Source organism: Lonsdalea populi (assembly GCF_015999465.1).
GTDB lineage: Bacteria > Pseudomonadota > Gammaproteobacteria > Enterobacterales > Enterobacteriaceae > Lonsdalea > Lonsdalea populi.
The window spans coordinates 63,938-87,079 of sequence record NZ_CP065534.1 but is presented as its reverse complement, the minus strand read 5'-3'; the positions used below and the strand labels follow the sequence as shown (position 1 = coordinate 87,079).

23 protein-coding genes are annotated in these 23,142 nt (G+C 53.9%); 14 read left to right on the top strand and 9 right to left on the bottom strand.

Annotated elements, in window-relative coordinates; translation table 11 throughout:
• Positions 1 to 7: 7 nt before the first annotated feature.
• The 4 genes from I6N93_RS00385 (at position 8) to I6N93_RS00370 (ending at position 2,991) form a co-directional block, all read left to right on the top strand.
• Positions 8 to 916, top strand: coding sequence for a LysR family transcriptional regulator (locus I6N93_RS00385; protein ID WP_085686907.1), 909 nt, complete (start codon positions 8 to 10; stop codon positions 914 to 916).
• Between the two features lie 259 nt (positions 917 to 1,175).
• Complete coding sequence (locus tag I6N93_RS00380) at positions 1,176 to 2,039, top strand: YicC/YloC family endoribonuclease (protein WP_085686905.1); 864 nt, start codon at positions 1,176 to 1,178, stop codon at positions 2,037 to 2,039.
• A gap of 326 nt (positions 2,040 to 2,365) precedes the next feature.
• Positions 2,366 to 2,587, top strand: coding sequence for a type II toxin-antitoxin system Phd/YefM family antitoxin (locus tag I6N93_RS00375; protein ID WP_085686903.1), 222 nt, complete (start codon positions 2,366 to 2,368; stop codon positions 2,585 to 2,587).
• Positions 2,584 to 2,991 carry a type II toxin-antitoxin system death-on-curing family toxin gene (locus I6N93_RS00370; protein ID WP_085686901.1) on the top strand — a complete coding sequence of 136 codons (408 nt, stop codon included), beginning with the start codon at positions 2,584 to 2,586 and terminating at the stop codon, positions 2,989 to 2,991. Before I6N93_RS00375 ends, I6N93_RS00370 begins: the two co-directional genes overlap by 4 nt.
• 407 nt (positions 2,992 to 3,398) lie before the next feature.
• Here the strand turns inward: I6N93_RS00370 and I6N93_RS17345 are convergent, their stop codons facing one another.
• The 3 genes from I6N93_RS17345 to I6N93_RS00360 form a co-directional block, all read right to left on the bottom strand.
• Positions 3,399 to 3,530 carry a hypothetical protein gene (locus tag I6N93_RS17345; protein WP_254900111.1) on the bottom strand — a complete coding sequence of 44 codons (132 nt, stop codon included), beginning with the start codon at positions 3,528 to 3,530 and terminating at the stop codon, positions 3,399 to 3,401.
• A 567-nt stretch (positions 3,531 to 4,097) separates the two neighbouring features.
• Entirely contained in the window at positions 4,098 to 6,209 is a 2,112-nt protein-coding gene (locus I6N93_RS00365; protein ID WP_085686899.1) for a peptidase domain-containing ABC transporter, read from the bottom strand.
• Positions 6,202 to 7,476 carry an HlyD family secretion protein gene (locus I6N93_RS00360; protein WP_085686897.1) on the bottom strand — a complete coding sequence of 425 codons (1,275 nt, stop codon included), beginning with the start codon at positions 7,474 to 7,476 and terminating at the stop codon, positions 6,202 to 6,204. The genes I6N93_RS00365 and I6N93_RS00360 overlap by 8 nt, the downstream gene beginning before the upstream one ends.
• Before the next feature lie 711 nt (positions 7,477 to 8,187).
• Between I6N93_RS00360 and I6N93_RS00355 the strand changes: the two genes are divergently transcribed.
• Both I6N93_RS00355 and I6N93_RS00350 read left to right on the top strand, forming a co-directional pair.
• Positions 8,188 to 8,661: a CesT family type III secretion system chaperone gene (locus tag I6N93_RS00355; protein ID WP_085686896.1), complete on the top strand. Its 474-nt coding sequence runs from the start codon at positions 8,188 to 8,190 to the stop codon at positions 8,659 to 8,661.
• Between the two features lie 57 nt (positions 8,662 to 8,718).
• A complete protein-coding gene (locus tag I6N93_RS00350) occupies positions 8,719 to 9,624 on the top strand; it encodes a hypothetical protein (RefSeq protein WP_232100094.1) in 906 nt (301 codons plus the stop codon).
• A 254-nt stretch (positions 9,625 to 9,878) separates the two neighbouring features.
• Here the strand turns inward: I6N93_RS00350 and I6N93_RS00345 are convergent, their stop codons facing one another.
• The 3 genes from I6N93_RS00345 to I6N93_RS00335 are packed head-to-tail and all read right to left on the bottom strand — an operon-like array spanning position 9,879 to position 12,462.
• Positions 9,879 to 10,691, bottom strand: a complete 813-nt coding sequence (locus I6N93_RS00345) for a PfkB family carbohydrate kinase (protein ID WP_085687032.1) — start codon at positions 10,689 to 10,691, stop codon at positions 9,879 to 9,881.
• 10 nt (positions 10,692 to 10,701) lie between these two features.
• Positions 10,702 to 11,679: an SIS domain-containing protein gene (locus I6N93_RS00340; protein ID WP_085686892.1), complete on the bottom strand. Its 978-nt coding sequence runs from the start codon at positions 11,677 to 11,679 to the stop codon at positions 10,702 to 10,704.
• A gap of 3 nt (positions 11,680 to 11,682) precedes the next feature.
• Positions 11,683 to 12,462, bottom strand: a complete 780-nt coding sequence (locus tag I6N93_RS00335) for an ABC transporter substrate-binding protein (RefSeq protein WP_085686890.1) — start codon at positions 12,460 to 12,462, stop codon at positions 11,683 to 11,685.
• 232 nt (positions 12,463 to 12,694) lie between these two features.
• On the opposite strand from I6N93_RS00335, the gene I6N93_RS00330 reads away from it, so the two are divergent.
• Both I6N93_RS00330 and I6N93_RS00325 read left to right on the top strand, forming a co-directional pair.
• A complete protein-coding gene (locus I6N93_RS00330) occupies positions 12,695 to 13,453 on the top strand; it encodes a GntR family transcriptional regulator (protein ID WP_085687031.1) in 759 nt (252 codons plus the stop codon).
• Positions 13,454 to 13,617: 164 nt separating this feature from the next.
• The gene (locus tag I6N93_RS00325) at positions 13,618 to 13,956 is read left to right on the top strand and encodes a Dabb family protein (RefSeq protein WP_085687554.1); all 339 of its coding nucleotides are present in this window, start codon (positions 13,618 to 13,620) and stop codon (positions 13,954 to 13,956) included.
• A gap of 155 nt (positions 13,957 to 14,111) precedes the next feature.
• Here I6N93_RS00325 and ulaR read toward each other — a convergent pair whose 3' ends face one another.
• From ulaR to ulaG, 3 genes are all read right to left on the bottom strand, one after another.
• Entirely contained in the window at positions 14,112 to 14,867 is a 756-nt protein-coding gene (gene ulaR, locus I6N93_RS00320) for an HTH-type transcriptional regulator UlaR (RefSeq protein WP_085687556.1), read from the bottom strand.
• Between the two features lie 106 nt (positions 14,868 to 14,973).
• Entirely contained in the window at positions 14,974 to 15,846 is an 873-nt protein-coding gene (locus tag I6N93_RS00315) for an L-ribulose-5-phosphate 3-epimerase (RefSeq protein WP_085687558.1), read from the bottom strand.
• 24 nt (positions 15,847 to 15,870) lie between these two features.
• On the bottom strand, positions 15,871 to 16,938 hold the full coding sequence (gene ulaG, locus I6N93_RS00310; RefSeq protein ID WP_085687666.1) for an L-ascorbate 6-phosphate lactonase: 1,068 nt from the start codon (positions 16,936 to 16,938) through the stop codon (positions 15,871 to 15,873).
• A 532-nt stretch (positions 16,939 to 17,470) separates the two neighbouring features.
• Here ulaG and I6N93_RS00305 point away from each other — a divergent pair.
• The 6 genes from I6N93_RS00305 (at position 17,471) to I6N93_RS00280 (ending at position 22,816) form a co-directional block, all read left to right on the top strand.
• Positions 17,471 to 19,219: a PTS ascorbate-specific subunit IIBC gene (locus I6N93_RS00305; protein WP_085687560.1), complete on the top strand. Its 1,749-nt coding sequence runs from the start codon at positions 17,471 to 17,473 to the stop codon at positions 19,217 to 19,219.
• A gap of 37 nt (positions 19,220 to 19,256) precedes the next feature.
• The gene (locus I6N93_RS00300; protein ID WP_085687562.1) at positions 19,257 to 19,745 is read left to right on the top strand and encodes a PTS sugar transporter subunit IIA; all 489 of its coding nucleotides are present in this window, start codon (positions 19,257 to 19,259) and stop codon (positions 19,743 to 19,745) included.
• A 3-nt stretch (positions 19,746 to 19,748) separates the two neighbouring features.
• Positions 19,749 to 20,456, top strand: coding sequence for an L-ribulose-5-phosphate 4-epimerase (locus I6N93_RS00295; protein WP_085687564.1), 708 nt, complete (start codon positions 19,749 to 19,751; stop codon positions 20,454 to 20,456).
• A gap of 86 nt (positions 20,457 to 20,542) precedes the next feature.
• A complete protein-coding gene (locus I6N93_RS00290; protein ID WP_026738492.1) occupies positions 20,543 to 21,187 on the top strand; it encodes a 3-keto-L-gulonate-6-phosphate decarboxylase UlaD in 645 nt (214 codons plus the stop codon).
• 336 nt (positions 21,188 to 21,523) lie between these two features.
• Positions 21,524 to 22,291, top strand: coding sequence for an EAL domain-containing protein (locus I6N93_RS00285; protein WP_085687566.1), 768 nt, complete (start codon positions 21,524 to 21,526; stop codon positions 22,289 to 22,291).
• 360 nt (positions 22,292 to 22,651) lie between these two features.
• Positions 22,652 to 22,816: a hypothetical protein gene (locus I6N93_RS00280; protein ID WP_158088397.1), complete on the top strand. Its 165-nt coding sequence runs from the start codon at positions 22,652 to 22,654 to the stop codon at positions 22,814 to 22,816.
• The last annotated feature ends 326 nt before the right edge of the window (positions 22,817 to 23,142 follow it).

The following is a 23,142-nucleotide window of genomic DNA, read 5'->3' as shown; positions in this document are numbered from 1 at the left end:
ACAGGTTATGAGACTACGCCATATCGAAGTTTTCCAGGCCATTCTTCAAGCCGGCACCATCAGCGGCGCGGCGCGTTTGCTGAACGTCTCCCAACCAAACGTCAGCCGGGTGCTGAGCCATGCCGAGCAGCAGCTGGGCTTTGCCCTGTTCGAACGCCGGGCACAGGGCATGGTGATCACGGACGAAGGGCACCGCCTGATCCCAGAAGTGCAGGCGCTGTATCAGCAGTTGCAATCCATCAACACGCTGACGGAGCAGATACGCACAGGCCAACGTCAGACGATACGGCTGGGCGCCGCGCACGCGTTCGGACAGCAGATCGTCGCGCCGGCGATGGTGGCGTTTCAATCGCACTCGGCGCAGGTCAACGTCGAGCTGGTGACCGAGCACTTCAGCACGCTATGCCAGGCGATCCAACGAGATCAGTTGGATCTGGCGCTGGTTTTCGGGCAGCAAGTACCGGACGACCTCGTCACCGAACCGCTGTGCCAGTCCTCCATGGTCGCCTTGTTGCCCAAAGACAGCCCGCAGCAAGGCCCCGTCTCGCTGGAGTGGCTGTGCCGGAATAACCTGCTGATGATGCAGCAGCAGGATCCGCTGGGCCGGGTGGTGCATCGCGCCCTGAACGACCGCGGGCTGCAGCCGGCCGCGTCTTTGTTCATCAAAACCTATTCCGTCATCGCCGACATGGTGCTGGCCGGCGGCGGCACCGGCATTGTGGATTTATTCACCGCGCGCCGCTACATCGACCAGCTCAAAATCGTCCCGATTATTCAGCCGTTGCCGTTCGAGGTGATGATGATCAGCCGCCGGGATATCCCCCAGTCGCGCGAAGCGCTGCAGCTAAAACAGGTGCTGAAAAACAAATGCGCCGAGCTGGCCAATCAGTGCGCGTCTTTCCTGCAGGCGGCCTGAGCGGCGCACGGAGCCCGCAAACGCCGATTCCCGCCCCGTGGCCCGCAAGGACAGTCAGCCCAGCGCGCCGTCCTGGTCTTTTTCCACGCTGACGGCGGTCCCGCCCCGTTTTCGCCTCCCGCAGAAACGCCGGAGGCCGCCCTTTCGTCCTCCAGGTTGACGCCATAAACCGACCGCCCGGACGCCGGACCGCTTTTGCTATCCGGACGTACCCCGCGACGCTATAATCAACCCATCATTTTCCAACAGGTATGCATCAATGATCCGTAGCATGACCGCTTACGCTCGTCGAGAAATCAAGGGCGAGTGGGGAAGCGCAGCCTGGGAGCTGCGTTCCGTTAACCAACGTTATCTGGAAACCTATTTCCGTTTACCGGAGCATTTCCGTAGCCTGGAGCCGGTAGTGCGCGAACGTATCCGCAACCGGCTGACGCGCGGCAAAATTGAATGCAACCTGCGTTTTGAACTGGATCCCCGCGCGCAAGGTTCGTTGATTATGAACGAACGACTGGCGAAACAGCTGGTTGAAGCCGCAAAGTGGGTCAAGATGCAGAGCGACGAAGGGGAAATCAACCCGGTCGATGTCCTGCGCTGGCCGGGCGTGATGGCGGCGGAAGAGCAGGATCTGGACGCCATCAGCGCCGAACTGTTGCAGGCGCTGGACGGCGCGCTGGATGACTTCATCACCGCCCGCGAAAGCGAAGGCAATGCGCTGAAGGCGCTAATCGAACAGCGGCTGGCCGGCGTCACCGCCGAAGTCGCCAAGGTCCGCGCGCACATGCCGAACATCCTGCAATGGCAGCGAGAGAAGCTGGTCGGCAAGCTGGAAGACGCGCAGGTGCAGTTGGAAAACAACCGGCTGGAGCAGGAGCTGGTGCTGATGGCGCAGCGCGTCGACGTCGCCGAAGAGCTGGACCGCCTGGAAGCACACGTAAAGGAAACCTACAAAATCCTCAACAAACAGGAAGCCGTCGGCCGCCGTCTGGACTTCATGATGCAAGAGTTCAACCGTGAGTCCAACACGCTGGCCTCCAAGTCCATTAACGCCGACGTCACCGCCGCCGCCATTGAGCTTAAGGTGCTGATCGAGCAGATGCGGGAACAGATTCAGAATATCGAATAATTTCCACCCCGTTCCACCGACTGCCACAACGCCCTGTTTTCAGGGCGTTTTTGTTGGTATTAGCATCTAGTGCGTACCACCGGAATACACCGCCAAAAGGCAGTGCCCTCTATTTAGAGAAAATGTTTTTCTAATTCGAAGCTTTACCCTTTTCTTTTTCAACAAAGCCGCAGAAAAAGAATTCTTTGGAATTATAAGTATATCAAATCGGAACCTGACCAACAGCCATATACCAAAGTAACCAATTGATTTATGTCGAATATTTTAACAATTGTATAAAGCAGCATGAAGCGTACAATTGAGATGTACATTTAAGGAGACACATCATGCGAACTTACACCTCAACTCAGGCTAGAGCCAACATTTCAGAAGTACTAGATGCAGCCACTCATGGCGAAGCCGTTGAAATTACTCGTCGCGATGGCAGTTCAGCTGTGGTCATCAGCAAAACTGAATTCGAGGCATACCAGAACGCTAAATTAGATGCGGAGTTCGAAGAGATTATGCAACGTCATGGCCACACGGTAGAGGCACTGACAAACAGATGATATGGATTAGCGCTCAGGAAGTTATCGCTTTCCATGACCGAATATTACAACGGCTTCCCGGCGTCGCTGGCATTACCGATCCCGGTAGGGCCGAAGCGCTCATTTATCGGGTACAGAATCGCGCACACTATGAAGGCACAACGGATATCTTTGAGCTTGCGGCCACTTACTGGGTAGCTATCGCTCGGGGTCATATCTTTAATGATGGTAATAAACGAACCGCGTTTTTCGTTACCATGACCTTTCTCTACCGTAATGGTGTCAAAATACGTGATAACGATAATGCGTTGGAAAATTTAACCGTAGAAGCTGCCACGGGTGAAAAAACCGTTATCCAATTAGCACAATCTCTACGGGATTTGATGGACAACTTCAATCCTACCGATCTAATCCCTGTTGATTAACACGGATTGCCTTCCGTTTTAACAAACAGGAATGACCCCGCTACGTTTTACGCCTGAATTTAAAGAAGAGGCCTTCTGCCAGTTCACAAAAAGCGCCCACGAACTTCAAAGCAACCTTAAATCAAGAGCTACATGACGCTCAAAAAACCATTAAAATAGATATTTTCTGGAAACCGAGAGAATAATCTCAACCATTATTTTCACTGAAAAATAAGAAAACCGCCCTTATTTCGGTGAGAAGAGGCCGAAATAAAGGGCGGTTTATTTATGCAATATAGACAACTCAATGTTGTAGATATTGGTTATTCACTGCCCGGCAATGAGCCCAGAATTAACTCAATATAACCTCGTGGACTCTTTTGACTTAATGTCATCTAACGCAGAGCATGAATACCAAGTTATCGACCTCAGCCGGGACCAGGTCTTTTACCTTTGAAAGGACGGATTGTGATATTGAGACCGATCGATACACCACCGCTACCAGAAACAGCTTTCATTTCTTTAGCGTTCAACTCACGCATTTTATTTTGCTTTTTCATTTTGTATCTCCTTTAAGATGAAAAAATGATATTGCTATAACTCTGTCCTTAACCCATTTCTACAGGTTATGAACACTTTTTCAATCAGCCATAAAAATACGACTGAGGTTGAAACTTGGAATTTAAATAAGTATCTAAGATAAACACATTTGTAGGCTCTATTGATTTTCTTACCCACCAATACACTATTATTCAAATTATCAAAACTTCAAGCGAAAGTAGAATGTAAAGTTGATACCACTTAATTCTTACGCGCGGTTATTAATTGTTTATTATAAATACTTTCAAATATCGAGGTTAATAGTTACATAAAACGCCGTGCTTTTACTTTCTGTTTTTTATTTTATTTTTACCATTTGTAGCGTCTATCTATTTCTATACCACAATCTTAATTGAAGCAAGATAATAAATGACTTAATCTCTTTCTCTATTGCATATCAGTTTTTTAATCTGATTTTTTATTTCTTTTATTATGTCTTTAACAAAGAGATAATAATGACCGCTCTAACAATCAAATAATATGACTCTATTTAATTTCTAATATAAATTAGATCCATCACTATTAATTTATGCTTGCGTCGCCTGCAGCGTGATGACTCTGTCTGCAGAGTTAATCGTCGACTCCCGGTGTGCAATCATGATGCGTGTGATATTCAGCTGTTTAATGGCCTGACTCACATAATCCTCGCTTTCGCTGTCCAGCGCGCTGGTCGCTTCATCCATGAATAGCATTCCCGGCTTGCGATACAGCGCACGGGCAATAAAAATGCGTTGTTTTTGTCCCCCGGAAAGTCCTTCACCCAATTCGCCGATGAGCGTCTCGTAGCCCATCGGCATCTCCATGATGGTGTCATGAATGTAACTGGCTTTGGCGCATTCCATCATCCATTCGGCGTCGATATTCTCTGCAAATCCGCAGATATTTTCCATTATCGACCCGGAAAATAGTCGATCGTCCTGCATCACGCAGCCGATCATTTTATGGTAGTTGTTCACGCCAAGTTGGCGTATGTCCACGCCGTCGGCCAGCACGCAGCCAGACTCCGCTTCGAACAGACCACACAATACCTTCATCAGGGTTGTTTTCCCCGCGCCGGAAGGCCCGGTTATCGCCACGCTTTCCCCCGGGGCGATATGAAGGCTCAGTTCGCTGAATACCGCTTTGGATTGGCTGTCGTAGCGATAACTCAAATCACGGGTTTCCAGCAAAATCGGCCGCCCTTCAACTGTATTGCCAATACCCATCTTGTGGGGTTCACGCGGATGCAAGGCAATATCGGAGATACGTTCGTTATGCAGGCTCATCATGCGTAATTGAAGCAGGAAGTTGGTCAACGACGCCAACCGTTCGGAGAACTGCTCCCTGAATACGCCAAACGCCACGAACATCCCGATGGTCATCTGGTTATCAATGACCTGACTCGTTCCCAGCCACAGAATCATCACCTGGTCACAGGAGGCAATAAAGGTATTCAGGCCCCCGAAAAGCAGGTCCATTTTTGTCACCTTGATTCCCGTGTTAATGGTATCGATTTCCAGACTAAGCCAGTGGCTGCTTCGTCGACTGCTCATCCCCTGCATTTTGACGGTGGCGATTCCATATAACGTTTCCATAAAAAAGGAACCGGCTCGCGCTCCCCGAATCAATGACTCTTCCGACAGCTGGCGATAGCGGTCGTAAGTGAGCAGGCGGATAAGGATGTACACCGCGCTAAACCCCAGCACGACCAAGGTCAGATTACCGCCGTACAACACCATCATGACCAGGACGCACGCCACCATAATGCCATCCATGATCGCCCCCACCAGGCTGGTGGTAAACGTTTTGCGCAGCTTGTCCAAGGAGTCGAAACGGGATTGAATATCTCCGAGTCTGCGCCGTTCGAAAAAGCTGAGCGGCAGGTGCATCAGATGAGTAAATAGGCCCGCCTGCCACTGCACATTGATCAGCGTCTCCATGATCATCGACGACCAGGACCGCATCGTGCTTATCGCCGTGCGCAGCAGGATAAAAAACAGCAGACCGGCGCATATCAACGTCAGTAAACCTTTATCGCCCGCTGGAATAGCGTGGTCCATCACCAGCTGCGTGCCTATCGGTACCACCAAATTGATGGTTTCAATCACCAACGAAAAGCAAAAAATCTTGGTCAGCGCCCCTTTAATGCCGGAGATGCTGCGAATCAACGTCCCCAGACGCACCCTGTTTTTCACCGTTTCTGCGGCAAATTGACTGCTGGGCCAAAGCTCAAGCGCGACGCCGGTAAAATACTGCGACATCTCAGCAAGCCCGACCGTCCGGCGGCCGCGCGCGGGATCGTGAAGCACAAAGCGACGATTTCCTGCGCTGACCAGTACCACGAAGTGATTGAAGTCCCAGTGCAAAATGCACGGCGTTTTCAATGCGCTAATATCATCAAGATCCAGCGCCAGCGCCCGCGTGGACATATCCAACTGCTCGGCGATGTCATTGATTCCGGCCAGCGTGGCGCCCCGTGCGGAAAGGTTGAAGCGCTGCCGCAGGGCGATCAGGTCGATATTCTTTCCATGATATCCGCAGATCATCGCCAGACAGGCCAGTCCGCATTCCGATGCTTCGGTCTGATGCACCAGCGGAATTCGGCGGCACAGCTTTAAATCCATTTTGCCGAGGATAGATTTGAATAATGCCTTATTCATTGACCGTCCCCTCTGCGCTCTGCTTCATGTCGTAGAATGGCGAAAGCATCCACTGATATATTTTTCTTTTTTCCAGGAAGAGCGTGATCTCCGCCTTCATACCGTTCTCAAGGGACAGCGATTTGCCGTCATAACGGACGGTCTTTCTTTCAGGCTTGACCACGACTTTATAGTAGGGAACCGACGCCGTTTGAGTACTTTTTGGCGCGCCCTGATAAGTCTGCATTTCCTGTGGAGACGCCGGCGTTTTCGATACCATAGTGACCGTTGCAGCAAACTGGCCGAATTTCTCGACGGGGAACGCCTCGTAACGCACATTGACGTTGTCGCCAACCGAGACATAAGGCATTGCGTCATTGGGCACCCAAGCCACCAAGTAATAGCTTTTTATATTGCTCGGAATAATTTGTAATAAGCTGTCGCCAGGATTGACCATTTGCCCTTCGGTGACGCTTAATGAATCTATTATCCCTTCCGATGAGGCACGAATAATGATCTCTCCGCCCACATTGGTATTCACCCGCTCCTTTCGCAGATCGTAGCGCTGAAGTTCCATTTGGTATATCCGGTTATCAAACTCGGCTGCTTCGGTCTGAATCTGGCTTTCCAGACTGGTAATCTGTAAAGCATTCTGTTCATTTTGTCCGCTGAGGCTTAATAAGTCATTTTGCTGTTGATAATACAATGCTATCTGGCTGCTTAATTGGTCTTTATTGATTAACCCTTTGGCCTGGTACTGCTGATAACTGTCCATGTACTGTTTGATTTTTTTTAAGCCTTCCTCTGATTGGCGGACAATATCGGAGGAGTGTTTAAATGCATTAATATACTGTACTTTCTGTTTTTCCATCATTTCCAGGGTATGTTTTTTGCTTTGCTCCAGCCGTAAGATAATATTGTCAATGCGCACCAGTTGGCTTTCAATATCTTGTCTTTGATTATCGCTGACTACGCCGTCGACGGTACTTTTACTGACATCGATTTGATAAATCGCATCGCCTTTTTTTATTAGCTGCCCTTCCGATACAAACTGCTTTACGACAAATCCCTGTACGCCGGAGCCAATACTGACGGTGTGCGGCCAAGTTGATATTTCGCCGCTGACGTTAGCCCGGCGCGTATAATTACCTTGGGTGATGAAGATCATAAACATTGCGATAAAAATAGCGCAAACAATCATAATCACCCAAGGTGAAAGTCCTGAAAGTAAAATAGCGCTTCCTTGCCATTTCAGTTTCTTGTTTTCTAATGCTTCCTGCCTGAACAAGAAAATATCCCTCACCGATAGATACTGAGAAAGGCATCCGATATTTTGGAATAGGTGATTATAATTTCATTATTAAAGATTATTCGCAAGTAGGTAGTGAAATAAATTTCAATTTCATTTTGTTATTATTCGATTCCGACTCATTGTTACCTCCCATTTTACTGTTTTTCGTTATTTAATTTTACCTTATAAAGAGAAACACTATGTTTACTTCTGGAAAATGTCGCAATAAGCAAAATTTACTCTATCAAAGCGCTGAGTCCACCACAAAAATCAGTGAGATCAAGATAATCATTTAAGGTTTTTTTATGGCGGATGTAAAAATTAACGCTTTACAGATGATTGTGTCTATAAATCCCCTGAGTGACATTCATTGGTTATATATGTATTAAATAAAACGTAATCTGAGCATTGACGTTTTTTATTCAGGCGGTTGTCTTAATACATTTTTATTAAATCTTTGCTGATATTCAGGGCTTCCCCCCTTTCATTTTGCACTTTTCAGTTGCGTGGGTGGTCTGGGATAACCCCGAGTCGCATCGGAAGGCCTGTTTCGCCCTAGCCATGTCGAGTCGATGGCGCTGAACGAAGGCTTACGGAAATAGAACGCGGCGGCTTCTCGACGACAATGGAAAACAAATAATCACAACACCCGGGAACCCTTCCCCCACTGAAACCACACACAGAAACCCGTCAACGTGAGCGTTTGTTATGTTGAATGAAAAATTTCATGTTATTTCTCGGGGCATTATCCAGAGATATCAGCCCGGCGAGCTGCCGCCGCCGCGTCCAGAGGAAGACATCTATCAGTTGGTCTTCGACCACGATCTGCATATTCACTTGATTGGCAGCCAACCAGGGTATCTGAATATCGTCGCAACGTTCATTGCCCCGCACGCGTGGCGGACACCTGAGGGTTTTCAGACGTTATTGGCGGAGAACCTGTTCAGCCTGCGTCATCCGGCTATCACGCTGGGGTACGACAGCCAGAGCAAAAAAATGGTGCTGTACGTCCGTCAGCCGTTAGATGAGTTATCCGTAGAGCATGCTGCGAAGACGTTCCACGATTTTCTGATGCGGGCGGATTCATACTGCTGCGGGAAGTCTCTCCCCACGGCAAGTCAGTCCCAAGAAACTCGTTCTCCCCCTCACGCGGGCTTACAACCCGTTTCCAAAAGGGAGTAAAGGGATAGTCCTGGGTTGTGTTCCTGCTGGGGACACCATTTTCAGGTTTAGGAGGCAATGATGCCTAGGTTTAACATTTTCCGCGGATCCTCTTCAGCTTCAACGTATAGCGCGATTGTCGAGAATTATGATACCGGCAATAAAGTGCATGATACCCGCAGCCCGAGTCAGCTAGGGTTGTCGGGCTATCAGCACAAAAATGTCGTAGTGAAATCCGGCACCCTGTCGGCACTGGCCGACGCCTGCTGGGCGAACCGTGTCGTCAAAAATATGCTCCCGCACGGGGCGGGAAATCAGCGGCAGGATGTCCGGGCCTCATCGGGAGAGAGCTGGGCGAGAATGCATCTGGCATACCAAAAGTTTCCTCATGGCGGAATCGAAAATCAGATCAAACGGGCGCAGAAATTCCAGGGGGGCAACTGTGCGGTACATGCCGCCGTCGCCGTCGCCGCGTTGAAAGAACGCAACGTGTCGCAGCCCATATGCCGTGTACGTCTCCAGCTTCCGGAAAATAACAGCCACGAGTTCGTTATGCTGGGCGACCCTCGCGACCCTACGTGGGGCGAACGCAATACGGTGGTCGTGGATGCCTGGCCAACGCATCCCAGCGCATGCACGCTGGACCAATCGGTGCTGCACGACATGCAACGCGACACGCATGCGCCGATGACGGAGCTGATGGCGACACACAACCATTTGCTTTGGGATGCCTCTGACTCCGCCAACCGAAGCGACACCCGGCGTCTTCGAGAGGTCGTACCGCTCAGTTCCGAGGAGCTGCAGCGAAAACTGGCGAAAGCCGGGCTGCCATCGTTACATTCCGACGATTTGGTCAGACATGCGTTGAACGATGATTCTTTCAATCGGTTCGATGTGCGCGTCGCCACCGATCCTTCCACGACCTATAGCGATAGTGCCGGCCACCGAGGCCAGAGTGTCGACTATTTATTGTCCCACCGGTAGCGACGTTCCGCTGTGCGGCTCCGGCACTCTCCGCGTCAGTCACGTAGAGGCCGACCGCATATCGATGCGACCCCTTGAAAGAGGCAGGCCCATTATCAGACGTGCAAGCGACCCGGTTGCGCTGAACGTTTTGCAGCCGCGATGCGGCACAGAGGGCAGCACGCTGAGAGCGGAAGATAAGGCGACGATGGCTGGCTTTCGCAGGGCCTCATCGTTCAACTAAAGCAGCAGCCAAAACGGGGCCACAATCCCCATCAATAGCGCATTCCCTCACCGAAGGCGCCTTCAATCATGCAGATGCGCGCCGCAAAGTTGGCGCCCTGACGCAAGCTGGCAGATAGCGTTTTGCCGTTAAGGTGGGCCAGCAGGAATGCGGTGATGAAAGCGTCTCCCGCGCCAAGCGTATCGACGGGGGCGATCGGCTCCGGTGGCTGACTGATCCAATGATGGCCGTCGTACAGTATCGCGCCCTCTGCCCCACGCGTTGCGATACCCCACTTGCAACCTGCGTCGTGAGCCGCCAGCAGCAGCCGACGGGTTTCATCGAGCGAGCGGTCCGCACAGGAGAAAAAGGCGTAATCCAGCCAGCGGCACTGAGCCTGCGCCCGTTCGGCGTCAAAATCATCCGAAAAGTCGTAGGACAACCGGCCGGACAGCCCGGCGAGATCCGTCAGCTGCGTGTCGATATAGCTGTAGGTGCTGGTATGGATCAGGTCAAAATGGCCCAGCCACGAGAGGTGCTCCAGCACGAAACGCATAGAGGTGCTTTGACGGATACCGCCCGCATTGGAGCCGAGGAACACGCGCTCCCCCTGCTTAAGGGTAAGATTGGCGTGGCCGCTTTCGCCGGAGACCGTCAGGCAGTGTTCGAGACCAATGCCGCGCCGTTCGAGCACGCGGCAAATGTGCTCCGCCGCACCATCGTCGCCAAACACGCCCAGATAAGCGGCTTCTGCCGACAACATGCGCGCGTAGACGCTGAAATTCAGCGCATTGCACCCCGGATAGCCGATGCCGGTATGGGTATATCGATCGATGACATTATCGCCAAGTCCCAGGACTTTCATCATCCTTACCTCAGTAATCCACCTGACCCATGTAACGCCGCGTCTCCAGCGAATGCTGGCGCACCTTCGCCAGCGCCGCGCGGTATTCGCACATGACGCTATAGAACAGTATCGGATTGAAATACTCCACCACGCCAGCCGGGATAACGCCCAACCCCAGCGCGTTGGCATCAATGATTTCCACCTTGTCGGCATAGCGGTGCAGGAAGTCGCGCGCGCGCTCATCCAGCGGGCGGGTGCGCCCCTCGTTCATCATCAGGATCCAGGGCGTGCTGTGGTCTGTGACCTCGAACGGCCCGTGGAAATATTCGCCGCTGTGAATGGAAGCGGCGTTCAGCCACTGCATTTCCATCAGCGAGCAGATGGCGAAGCCGTAGGCGTGACCGTAAGACGCACCGCTGGACAGAATGTAAAACAGCGACTCTTTCGCATAGCGTTCGGTAAACGCCGCCGTCAGCGGCTGCACCTGTCCGCGCGCCTGGTCGATAATCTCGTCGATCTGCGCCATGCCCGCCTGAAAGTCGGCGTAGCCATCAAAGCCCTCGGCCTGCTGCAACGCCTCAACGCACAGGCTCAGGATCAGCGCCATCGGATTATTGACCACCTGGCTGTCATTCCCCCAGGCATACAGCAGATTGCCGTCCGAAAAGTCGATCAGCCGCGCGGCCTCGTTATGGGTCAGCGTGACGGTCACGCTGCCGCGCCGCTGGGCCAGCTCCGCCGCAGCCACCGACTCCGGCGTGTCGCCGCCGTGAGAACAGACGATCGTCAGGGACTGCTTGCCCAACCTTTTCGGAGGCGCGTGGACGAATTCGTTAGCGGTCATCATGTGACTGTGCAGCGTTGTAGATTCGCTGTTCAGGAAATAGTCCGCCGGATACATATCCACCAGCGACCCGCCGCAGGCCACCAGAAAGACCTGTCGCAGGCCTCCCTGCGGGCGGAAACGCCGTTCGATAAAGGAGGAGATCATCGCTGCTGTATTCATGAATTAGTCGCCATAGACATTGAAAGTGAAGTATTTTTTCGCCAGCTTGTCGTACGTGCCGTCCTGACGGATCTCCGTGATGGCACCATTAAGCTGTTGCAGCAGCGGCGTATCCTGCTTGCGGACGCCGATGCCGGTGCCCGGACCAAAAACGGCATCGTCTTTAACCTGCGGCTCGATCAGGCTGAACCCTTTGCCCTCTGGCTTACTGAGCAACGCCTCAGTCACCACCGTGGCATCATCCAGCGTGGCGTCCAGTCGTCCTACGACCAGGTCGGCATAGACCGCTTCGGCGCTAGGGTACGACACCAGTTCAACGCCCTCATCTCGCCAGTGCTTTTGGCCGTAGATTTCAAATACCGACCCTTGCTGCACGCCGACGCGTTTACCGCGCAGCGACTCGGCGGTCGGCTTCAGCCCGCTGTCTTTCGCCGCGACCAGATACGCCGGCGTGTTGAATAATTTGTGAGAAAAGTTGATGGCCTTCTGTCGTTCACTCGTGATGGAGAGCGAAGAGAGGATTGCGTCGAATTTGCGGGCATGCAGCGCAGGGATCAGGCCGTCGAAGCTGCTTTCCACCCAGACGCATCGGGCCTTCATACGCGCGCAGATCTCATTGCCTAAATCAATATCGAAACCTTGCAGCCGCCCGTCCGCCGCCTTGAACTCAAACGGCGGAAACGTGGCGTCGGTGCCGAAACGAATTTGTTGCAGCGCGAAAACCGGGCCGGAGAGGAGCGCCATCACCAGACTCAGGGATACCCAGGCAAGCGTTTTCATCATTCACCCCTATAAATATACCGTAAAATATACCATCAGAGATATACGCCGATCACACACGCCGGGCAACGAATTTATCCATATTATTCAACTATAATAGTGTGTTAGAGTGTTGTGGTCTGGTTAGACCGGGGGGATAATACGGCGAAAAAACGGCATAAGTGATGATAAAACAAGCGCAAACCTTTGCGAAAATCACGCTTTCTTTGGCATGAATCTGACCAGAAAACAGACCATGAACAAGACGAACACAGGGAAACGCCGTCCGCGTAAAGCGTATCTGGAAGCTAAACAGGCTTTGCTGAAGGTATTGAAGACGCCGGAATACAACGAGGGCGATCAGATCCCAGCCGAGCGCGATCTCGCCGTACTGCTCGGCATCAGCCGAATGACGCTGCGTAAAATCATCGATGAACTGGTCGAGGCCGGATTGCTGGAGAGACGCGGCAATCAGGGCACCTGGCTGACTCAGACGGCCATTGAACGACCGCTGACGCAGGCTATCGAGCAGGGCATCAGCAAGATCACCGAGCTGAACGGCGCGGTGCCCGGCAGCCGCTTAATCTATTTTCAAGATACCGTCGCCAGCCCCCGGATCGCCCCTTTACTGAGCATTGAAACGGGCGACCCGGTGGTGATGATCAAGCGACTGCGGCTGGCGGACGGTGAACCTTTCTGCCTAGAAACCAGTTATCTGCCCCGTGCGCTGATGCCGGATCTGACGGCTGATATGCTGGAGGAGAGCGGGTCGCTGTATCGGCTGCTGGCGGAGCGCTACCGCCTCTTCGGCGTTTCCGACGAGGGCACCATTCGGGTCGGGGTCATGAATGAAGAAGAGCAGGCGCTGCTGAACGCCCCGCCGGACAGCCCGGCCCTGATCTATCGCGGCGTGATCGCCGACCGCTTTCAACAGCCGGTGGAATATCTGGTGTCGGTCAACCATCCGCAGCGGGTCTCGTTTCGTATCAGCCATCGTCCTAACACCGAGCGCTGAGACGGCGGTGTTTTCGGGGCTGCGGAGTGCGCGCGGCGGACTTTTGCCGGGCATGACGGAAAAACACAGCGCCGGCATGCGGGTTTCAGAGACGCGGTGCCCGCCATGAAAGTCGCCGCGTAAAGGGCTATGCTCTTTGCAGGACATCACAAACGGAGTCATAAATGATACGCCATATCTTACTTATCACCTTCAAGGAGGAGGCCGCGGAAGCCGACATCGAGCGGGTGAAATCGGCTTTTTTGCAGATGCCGGCCGACATCGAAGGCGTCGTCAGCGTTGAGTGGGGATGTAACGACAGTCCAGAAGGGAAAAATGAGGGCTTCACGCACTGCGTGATGATGACGTTTAAAGACGAAACGGCGCGCCAGCGCTATTTGCCCCACCCAAAACACGATGCATTGAAAGCGATTTTCCGCCCGATTCTGGCTAACCTCATCGTACTGGACTATCCGATACTCACGCCTCAGAAAGCCGCGCAGCCGGTTACCGCCCCGCGATAACCTCAGGACGCGTTCGCGGCCACCGAACCACGGCCGCAACGCCGTCGCCGACGAACCCTGTCTGACGGTTAAACGCCCAAAACGCCTCAGAGGGTAATCAGGCCCGACGGCGAACCCGGGAAGTTGGCAGAGTCCGGCGTGACGCCCCCCCAGCACTAGACCAGCATCACCTCGACGCCCTTCTCCTTCAACTGCTGGATAACCTCCGGGTTGGCATCGCTGCCAGTAATAAGCACATCGATATGTTCGGCGTTGCAGAACAGCATACCCGCGCGCTGGCCGAGTTTGCTGCTGTCCGTCAATACCGCCAGTTTGCCGACGTGATCCAACATTTTCTGTTCCGCCATCGCCGTCAGCATATCCATTTTGTACAGCCCTTCAGCCGTGAGACCTTTGCCGCTGGTGAACATCCAATGTCCGGCGTACAGGGACGAAATCTCATCCTGCGGCGCCAAGGTAATGGACTGGCTCTTGTTGTACTGCCCGCCGATGATGACGACGCCGTCGTGTTCTTGCTCAATCAGATAGTTGGCCAGAGGAAAGTAGTTGGTGATGACCTGAACGTCCCGCCCGCAAATCTCCTTCCCCAGCAGAAAGGCCGTCGAGCCGCAGTTGATGACCGCGCTCTCACCCGGCTGCACCAGCCGGGCCGCCGCCTGAGCGATGCGTACTTTTTGATCGTGAGTCGAGGTGCTTTGACTGTCCAGCGGCGACCATAGCCGTCTGGTCGGCATCAGCGCCTCCGCGCCGTTGCGCACCTTGCGCACCTGTCCGGCTTCATTCAGCTTATTGATATCGCGACGCGCCGTCGCCGGAGAAATTGAGAACGCTTGCATCAGGCTGGCCACGGTCAGATGGCGCTTCTCATTCAGCAGAGCCAGAATGGCGCTGTGTCGTTGTGTTTCTGTCATTTCATGCCTGATTTATGATTATTTATGATGTCTTGTGATTGTATAACGCTGTTTTCAAAAATCAAAGCACCGGGCGGAGCCGCAGCCCCACCCGCTTGTCCTCTCATCAATTCAATGCCAATCCTGCCTCCTGCGCCATCGTCGCCAAACGCGCCCTGGCTTGCCGCAGATGATCGGCCCAATGCTCATCCTGCGCCCACATTTCAATGACCAGCGGCGCCGAATAGTGCATTCCGGCCAGCGTGCGAAAAATGGCGGGGAAATCCACCACCCCTTCCCCAATGCACAGGTCGCGGAACTGTCCCGAAGACTCGGCGCTCACACGGAGCGTATCTTTGAGGTGGATCTGGACAATATGTTCGCCGCTCATCTGCAACTCGGTACAGGTATCGTAATTCCAGCCGGTGATATTGCCGACATCGGGATAGGCCATAAAGTAAGGCGAAGGCACCGCCTTCTTGAGCACTTCGAACTTGCACAACGAATTCAGGTAAGGCGTATCCATAATCTCCACGCCGAGCATGATGCCCGCCCGCTCAGCCAGACGCGCGCTCTCGCGCATGCCGTCGATAAACCGTTGATGCGTGGCCTCGCTGTGCGGTTCGTAATACACGTCGTAGCCCGCCAGCTGAATGCAGCGTACGCCCAGTTTATAGGCCAGCCCGATGGCTTTGCGCATGATGACGCCCGCCTGGTCCCGCACCGAGGGATCGGCCGCTCCAAACGGGAAACGGCGGTGCGCGCTCAGGCACAAAGAGTGCAGCGGCAGGCCATAATGCTCGCACAAACGGCGCAACCGAAAGATCTCCTCATCGCTCCAGTCCAGGCGTTGCAGGCGCTCGTCGGACTCATCGACGGACATTTCAATAAAGTCGAACCCCAGCGTTTTGGCAGCCTGAATCTTGTGCTCCCAATCCAACCGCGCCGGCATGGCCTTTTCATACACGCCCAGCCGCAACGCGCTATTCAGGTGATACATTGCGCACCTCGTGACCAGAGAACGTTAGAGGAACGAGCGGAATGGCAGCTCGGGTTCATCCGTGAAGATATCGTCAAACCCGCGCGGATGCTGGTAATGCATTTTGGCCTTGTCCGTCGGGAAGACGTATTTGCCCCCCACCTGCCAGAAGAACGGCCGGAAGCCGTAATTCAGACGGTCTTTTTTCCTGTACCATAGCAGCTCGATTTCACCAGGGTCGCTCTGGAAATTCGCCCAAATGTCGTGATGGAAGGGAATGACCACCTGCGTATTCAGCGACTCCGCGGCACGCAGGATATCCGATGAGGTCATTTTGTCGGTCACGCCGCGAGGGTTTTCGCCATAGGAGAGAAGCGCCACGTCGATCGTATTGTCGTTGCCGTGCCGGGCGAAATAGTTGGAGTAGTGCGAGTCGCCGGAGTGATACACATTGCCGCCGCTGGTCTTCACCAGATAGTTCACCGCGCGCCGGTCCATCCCGTCCAGAATGCTTTTATCGCGGGAGGACACGCCCTCAGGCAGCGTCACCAGCGCGGTGCGATCAAAGGCGTCCAGCACGTTGATGGTGATATCGCCAATCGCGATCTCCTGCCCGACCTGCGCCACGATGCAGCGCTCGGCCGGCACGCCCCATCCCGTCCAAAGCTCGACACAGGCTTCGGGGCCGATGAATTTCACATGGTCGCCCGCATTTTGCAGTACCGCCGCCGCCACGTTGATGTCGATGTGGTCAGCGTGATCGTGCGTCGCCAACACCGCATCTATCTTCTTGATACCGAAGGGGTCGAGAACAAACGGCGACGTACGCAGATTGGGTTGCAGCTTGCGCACGCCGCCCATGCGCATCATCTGATGCTGCTTTTTCATGTAGGGATTGGCGTGGGTTTTCTTGCCGGTGCCGCACCAGAAGTCGATGGCGATCTGCGTGTTGCCCGCAGACTTTAACCAGATGCCGGTACAGCCCAGCCACCACATGGCGAACGTCCCTGCGGCGACCTCCTCCTGCTCGATCTCTTCGTTGAGCCAGGTCCCCCATTCGGGGAACGTGTTCAATATCCATGACTCCCGGGTAATGTCAGTTACTTTGCTCATCGTTTTATCCTTTTTCATGATTACAACAACCGCCGTCGACCGGTTTCCATGGGTCGCAGACTCTGTCACCCCCGCCCCGTATTTTTCGTTTGCCCCAGGTGCTCATCACAAAAACGCGATCGCGGTGATTAAAAATGACTATATCAATCACAAATATGATTATCAATGATTACTTTTCGCACCTATTGACGAGCCGACTTGACGGTTTTAACACCACAAAAACCAATCTTCCTTCACAAAAAACGACAGAACAAAGATATTAACTCATTATTTGTATTACATTTTCAGTGCCGGCAGACAAAGAAAAGTAAACTGACGTGATAATCACAACGCACAGCTTGATCTTCGCCGCCGCTTGTTTATGATGATTCCAAAGATCACAAAAAATCATAGAATGAAAATTCGTGATTTCTCTCGATTCGACAAAACAGCAGGAGAAGTTAAATCACACGTTGGCAGGAAAGGACGCAGGTAACAGGGATTGAGTTATCACCGTCGGGCATATGGCCCTTCACCGATACGGAGCGGCATCATGGAAACGCTATACGCTATTTTTCACATCTTCTACAGCCAGGTTATGACCAAAGCGCCACTGCTGTTGGGACTGGTCACCTTGATTGGGTATCTGCTGCTGCGGCGGGATATCTCCACGGTCCTCAAAGGGACGCTCAAAACCATCATCGGTTTCATGCTGGTCCAGGTGGGCGCCGATACGCTGGTCGCAGGGTTCAAACCGGTGATAGAGAAGATCGCCGAATATCATGGGCTAAGCGGCTCGGTGATTGACCCCTACACCGCCATGATGGCGACGATGTCCGTCATGGGGGATCGCTACGCCTGGGTGGGCTACACCGTTCTACTGGCGCTCGCCCTGAATATCCTGATGGTGGTGCTGCGCCGCTATACCGGTATCCGAACGATTATGCTGACGGGCCACATCATGTTTCAGCAGGCCGGGCTGATAGCGATGTTTTATCTGGTGCTGGGCGCCACGATGTGGGAAACCATTATCGCCTCCGCCGTCATCATCGCGCTGTATTGGGGAATCTTTTCCAACATCATGTTCAAGCCGACGGAGGCCGTCACCGGCGGCGCGGGCTTCTCCATCGGTCATCAGCAGCAGGCGGCGTCGTGGATCGCGACCAAAATCGCCCACCGGCTGGGCGACCCCAAAGAGAGCGTCGATAACCTTAAACTTCCCCGCTGGCTGAACATCTTTCACGACAGCATCGCCGCGACCGCCATCGTCATGACCGTGTTCTTCGGCATTATCCTGCTCTCCTTCGGCCAGAAGAACCTGCAGATGATGGCCGGTTCCACCCACTGGAGTATTTATATTCTGGAAACCGGCCTGAAATTCGCCGTAGCCATTCAGATTATCGTCGTCGGCGTCCGCATGTTCGTCGCGGAACTTTCGGAGGCGTTCAAGGGCATCTCGGAGCGGGTCATTCCCAACGCAGTGCTCGCCATCGACTGCGCGGCTATCTACGCCTACTCGCCAAACGCCATGGTGTTCGGTTTTATGTGGGGCGCCGCCGGTCAGTTCGCCGCGCTACTGTTGCTCCTCGCCTTCCAATCGCCCATCGTCATCATTCCCGGCTTTGTGCCCATGTTCTTCTCTAACGCCACCATTGGCGTCTTCGCCAACCATTTCGGCGGCTGGAAAGCCGTGATGAAGATCTGCTTCGTGATGGGAGTCATTGAAGTGCTGGGCTCCGCCTGGGCGATTGCCTTGTTCGCCCACCACGGCACGCCGCTCAACGGCTGGATGGGCATGGCCGACTGGGCGTTGCTGTTCCCCCCCATCATGCAGGGGCTGTCCTGGTCGCCGCTGTTTCTGTGCGTACTCCTGCTCGGCGCCGTCACCTATATGTTTTTCGCCGCCCGACGTTTGCGCGCGGAAGAAGATGCCACGACGCCGACGTCGGATCTGCCTGCGGCCGCGACGCAGCCTCTCGCCGAACCCGAGCCAGTCAATGCGGAACGGGCCGTTCGGATTCTGACCGTCTGCGGTAATGGGCAGGGGTCATCCATGATGATGAAAATGAAAATCGCCAAGTTCCTGGAGCAAAGGGACATACCGCATGTGATGGAGTCGTGCGCGGTGGCGGACTACAAATCGAAGCTCGCGATGACCGACATCATCGTCGCCTCACGCCACCTCGCGGGAGAGATAGAGCCGGGTGCGGGCAAATTCGTACTGGCCGTGCAGAACATGCTCAATCCCCAGTCATTTGGCGACGAACTGCTCAACCTGATCAGAACGCATTTTTCCCGCTAGCGTCCGGCTGAAGGAACGGCCGAGAAAGGAGCACACCATGAACTTCAAGCAATCACTGATAGACAACGACACTATCCGGCTTCAGGCCCATGCGGCCGACTGGCGGGAAGCGATTAGGATCGGCACGGGCATGCTGGAGACCGCCGGCGCGGTTGAGCCTGGCTATCATGCCGCGATCATCCGCAGCATTGAGAAAATGGGTGCCTACTTCGTCATCGCCCCCGGCCTTGCGTTGCCGCACGCACGTCCGGAAGACGGCGTCATACGCACGGCCTTCGCACTGGTGACGCTGGCCACCCCCGTCATCTTCGATGGCGAGGACGAACCTGTCGATGTGCTGATCACACTGGCGGGCAGTACGTCCGACGAACATATCGTCGGTCTGACGGAAGTCACCCAAACGCTGGAGGACGAGAGCAGCCCTACCGGCATCAACCTCGACAGACTGCGCACATGCCGCAGCAAGGACGAGGTTTACCGCGCGATCGACAATGCGCTCGCGCAGGCGGCCAACGAGGAGGGATAACAGATGTTGAGCAACCTGAAACGAACGGTGTTGGCCGCCAATCGACAGCTTCCGCACTACCGGCTGGTCACCCTCACCTGGGGCAACGTCTCGCAGATCGATCGTCAACGCGGGCTGATCGCCATCAAACCGTCGGGCGTGAGCTACGAAGCCATGACGGCTGACGATATCGTCATCGTCGATCTGGACGGCAACGTCATCGAGGGGCGACTTCGACCTTCCAGCGATACCGCCACGCATCTGGTGCTGTACCAAGCGTTCCCTCGTCTCGGCGGTATCGTCCATACCCATTCTCGTCATGCGACGATATGGGCGCAGGCCGGTATGGATATCCCCGTGTTGGGCACTACCCACGCCGACTATTTCTACGGCGATATCCCCTGCTCCCGCCCGCTGACATCAGAGGAAATCACCGACGACTATGAAAAGAACACGGGCGTGAGCATCGTGGAAACCTTTCGCCGACGGGACATCGACCCCATTGCCGTGCCGGGCGTGGTTGCCTATGGCCATGCTCCTTTCTGCTGGGGGAAGAATGCCGAGGAAGCGGTGCATAACGCCGTCGTGCTGGAAGAGGTGGCGGCGATGGCGCTGGCGACGCGGCGGCTGAATGACCAGATTCGCCTCCCGCAGATTCTGTCCGACAAACACTATTTCCGCAAACACGGCGCTGACGCTTACTACGGTCAGACTGACGCCACGATGGAATGATGCTCGCGGCATAAGCCGTTTCACCGCTCATCATGATCCGGACGGCGCATGCCGCCGTCTCAACACTGAAAAAGGATTCTCATACCATGACTCAGCCCTTATTACAGATTGCACTGGATTCTACTGACCTTCCCACCGCCGTCGATCTGGCCGCGCGCGTGGCGGAGTATGTCGACGTCATTGAAGTCGGCACCATACTGGCCTTCGCCGAAGGGATGAACGCCGTCCGCACGCTGCGCCAGCAGTATCCCGACCATATTTTGGTCTGCGATATGAAAACCACGGACGGCGGCGCCATTCTGGCAAAAATGGCCTTTGCCGCAGGCGCGGACTGGATCACGGTGTCGGCCGCGGCCCATATCGCTACGATCACCGCCTGTAAAAGCATCGCGGACGACTACCACAGAGAAATTCAGATGGAGCTCTACGGCCACTGGACGTGGGAAGACGCGCAGGCCTGGCGAAAACTGGGCATCACGCAGGCGATCTACCACCGTTCGCGAGACGCGGAGCTGGCCGGAGTCGGCTGGACGCCCGAAGACATCCAACGCATGCATACCCTGTCGGAGATGGGATTTGAGGTGTCGATCACCGGCGGTATCGTGCCTGAGGCGTTGCAGCATTTCCGAGGGATTAACGCTAAAACGTTTATCGCCGGGCGGGCGTTGGCCGGTGAAAACGGAAGCGTCATCGCCGACGCCTTGCGCCAGGAAATCGCCCGCTACTGGTAACCTTCTCGGTGTCCGCCCGTTGGCTTTCCTCCACGGGCGGGCATCATTCCCCGAGACAGCTCACCGCACCCGCACACCTCCTCCGTAAAGCGCTTTACCGCACCGTTTTGGATATATCGATGTTTATCATCCAGATAACCCGCCATTTCCGTATTTTTATGCATCGTCCGGTCAAGTTCATTTAATTCTTAGACAAATATTGCCGATAAATCGCCAGGTAGACGCAGTTTAGCAGCTTACAAGCTATACATTTATTATAGGGCGTCACGATCTTATCGTCCCGCTTCACGCGGGTGAGCGCTTCCATTTTCCCCTAATCCAGGAAATCCCTAAACCATGACTTTCCAATCGCCCTCTTTTATGTCGTCCCGCTGCGCTCACTGCGCGGACAGTCATAATTTGGGCCTCGACTTCACCATGGCGTTTCAGCCTATCGTAGACTGCGTGACTAAACGCGTATTCGGCTACGAAGCCTTGGTCCGAGGCTGCAATAACGAGTCTGCTTTCAGCATTATTTCGCAAATAAGCAATGACAAGCGCTACGGCTTCGACCAGCTGTGCCGAATCAAGGCTATCTCGCTCGCAGCCCGACTGAAGCTGCCCGGCATGCTGAGCATCAACTTCCTGCCCAACGCCATTTATCGTCCTGAACGTTGTATCCGCTCTACGCTGGAAGCGGCCAGAAAGTACCAGTTCCCTATCAAAAACATCATGTTCGAGTTCACCGAAAATGAGCAGGCCAAAGACAGCAAACGCATACAGTCGATTATTGAATGCTACAAAAAGCTGGGCTTCAAAACGGCGATTGATGACTTCGGTTCAGGTTATTCCGGGCTGAATCTGCTGGCGGACTTTCAAACCGATATCGTCAAGCTGGACATGGCGCTTATCCGCGATATTGATCGGGATGAGACTCGCCAGACTATCGTCACCCACTGCATCAACATGTTGAAAACGTTGAATATCAAGGTACTGGGAGAAGGTATTGAAACAGAAAAGGAATATCGTTTTCTTAAAGGAATCGGGATTGATTTCGCTCAGGGATATTATTTTGCCAGACCCGGTTTCGAGTCTCTGCCTGAGGTCGATACGAGCCTTATTTAATAACGAAGACGGGGCGTTTCGAACCAAAATAAAACCCGCTGAACCGGCTTCGACCGTATAGCGGGTTTTTTAATGGTGTCGTTTACCTTTCACCGGCATCCTCTTATTTTCTTCTTCCAACACTCGCTCAATCGGCAATTCCAAATGTCGCTTTCGTCGGGCATAAAGCCAAAAAAACACGCATATTCAGCGTGTATACGTACACAAAAAAGCATAACTCGGCGTATACAATTTAGAATAAGTGACCCCCTAATCGACCGTTATACTGCGCTCAATACAGCGTGTCGGAGAGTTTGTATGGAACACTCAGAATCTGGGCATCACCGCGACGAGACGACACATTGACTACTACGCGAGCTGTTGAAAGCCATTGGCGTCGATCATGCACGCATCAACGCCATATTTCAGGGCGCGCCGATGTACGCTCCTGATGGTCTGCTGGATTCCGTCAACCTCATTAGCCTGATTGCCGTTCTCAGCGATCGCTATGAAGCGCAGGGCAACCGCATGTCATGCTGTCCGTAGGGCTGGGAGCCGCATACAACAGTTGCTCCGTTTTCTATTGTGCGGAATGGCTCTGACTCGCCGTCAGGCGACATTTCGCGCCACAATGCACAGCGTTTACCTACATACTGCAATTATTACTCTGTCCCACAATTTCAGACAACAATGCCCGCGGTCACCAGGCATAATCTTTTTAAGGAAGCGTTTTCGCTGGCATAAGCAGGCGGAAATATACAAGGATGTATTCACGTCACGGTCAGAGCGCAGGATTGCGCCGTTCGAACAAGGATGAAGACGGACCGTCGCGTTGTCAGAAAGGATGTTGATGGTCTGACTAGGCCGGTTAC

Bases quoted from the DNA above. Each gene is read 5' to 3' on its own strand.
- I6N93_RS00385 (WP_085686907.1), top strand. From the start codon at position 8: ATGAGACTACGCCATATCGAAGTTTTCCAGGCCATTCTTCAAGCCGGC.
- I6N93_RS00380 (WP_085686905.1), top strand. From the start codon at position 1,176: ATGATCCGTAGCATGACCGCTTACGCTCGTCGAGAAATCAAGGGCGAG.
- I6N93_RS00375 (WP_085686903.1), top strand. From the start codon at position 2,366: ATGCGAACTTACACCTCAACTCAGGCTAGAGCCAACATTTCAGAAGTA.
- I6N93_RS00370 (WP_085686901.1), top strand. From the start codon at position 2,584: ATGATATGGATTAGCGCTCAGGAAGTTATCGCTTTCCATGACCGAATA.
- I6N93_RS17345 (WP_254900111.1), bottom strand. From the start codon at position 3,530: ATGAAAAAGCAAAATAAAATGCGTGAGTTGAACGCTAAAGAAATGAAA.
- I6N93_RS00365 (WP_085686899.1), bottom strand. From the start codon at position 6,209: ATGAATAAGGCATTATTCAAATCTATCCTCGGCAAAATGGATTTAAAG.
- I6N93_RS00355 (WP_085686896.1), top strand. From the start codon at position 8,188: ATGTTGAATGAAAAATTTCATGTTATTTCTCGGGGCATTATCCAGAGA.
- I6N93_RS00350 (WP_232100094.1), top strand. From the start codon at position 8,719: ATGATGCCTAGGTTTAACATTTTCCGCGGATCCTCTTCAGCTTCAACG.
- I6N93_RS00345 (WP_085687032.1), bottom strand. From the start codon at position 10,691: ATGAAAGTCCTGGGACTTGGCGATAATGTCATCGATCGATATACCCAT.
- I6N93_RS00340 (WP_085686892.1), bottom strand. From the start codon at position 11,679: ATGAATACAGCAGCGATGATCTCCTCCTTTATCGAACGGCGTTTCCGC.
- I6N93_RS00335 (WP_085686890.1), bottom strand. From the start codon at position 12,462: ATGATGAAAACGCTTGCCTGGGTATCCCTGAGTCTGGTGATGGCGCTC.
- I6N93_RS00330 (WP_085687031.1), top strand. From the start codon at position 12,695: ATGAACAAGACGAACACAGGGAAACGCCGTCCGCGTAAAGCGTATCTG.
- I6N93_RS00325 (WP_085687554.1), top strand. From the start codon at position 13,618: ATGATACGCCATATCTTACTTATCACCTTCAAGGAGGAGGCCGCGGAA.
- ulaR (WP_085687556.1), bottom strand. From the start codon at position 14,867: ATGACAGAAACACAACGACACAGCGCCATTCTGGCTCTGCTGAATGAG.
- I6N93_RS00315 (WP_085687558.1), bottom strand. From the start codon at position 15,846: ATGTATCACCTGAATAGCGCGTTGCGGCTGGGCGTGTATGAAAAGGCC.
- ulaG (WP_085687666.1), bottom strand. From the start codon at position 16,938: ATGAGCAAAGTAACTGACATTACCCGGGAGTCATGGATATTGAACACG.
- I6N93_RS00305 (WP_085687560.1), top strand. From the start codon at position 17,471: ATGGAAACGCTATACGCTATTTTTCACATCTTCTACAGCCAGGTTATG.
- I6N93_RS00300 (WP_085687562.1), top strand. From the start codon at position 19,257: ATGAACTTCAAGCAATCACTGATAGACAACGACACTATCCGGCTTCAG.
- I6N93_RS00295 (WP_085687564.1), top strand. From the start codon at position 19,749: ATGTTGAGCAACCTGAAACGAACGGTGTTGGCCGCCAATCGACAGCTT.
- I6N93_RS00290 (WP_026738492.1), top strand. From the start codon at position 20,543: ATGACTCAGCCCTTATTACAGATTGCACTGGATTCTACTGACCTTCCC.
- I6N93_RS00285 (WP_085687566.1), top strand. From the start codon at position 21,524: ATGACTTTCCAATCGCCCTCTTTTATGTCGTCCCGCTGCGCTCACTGC.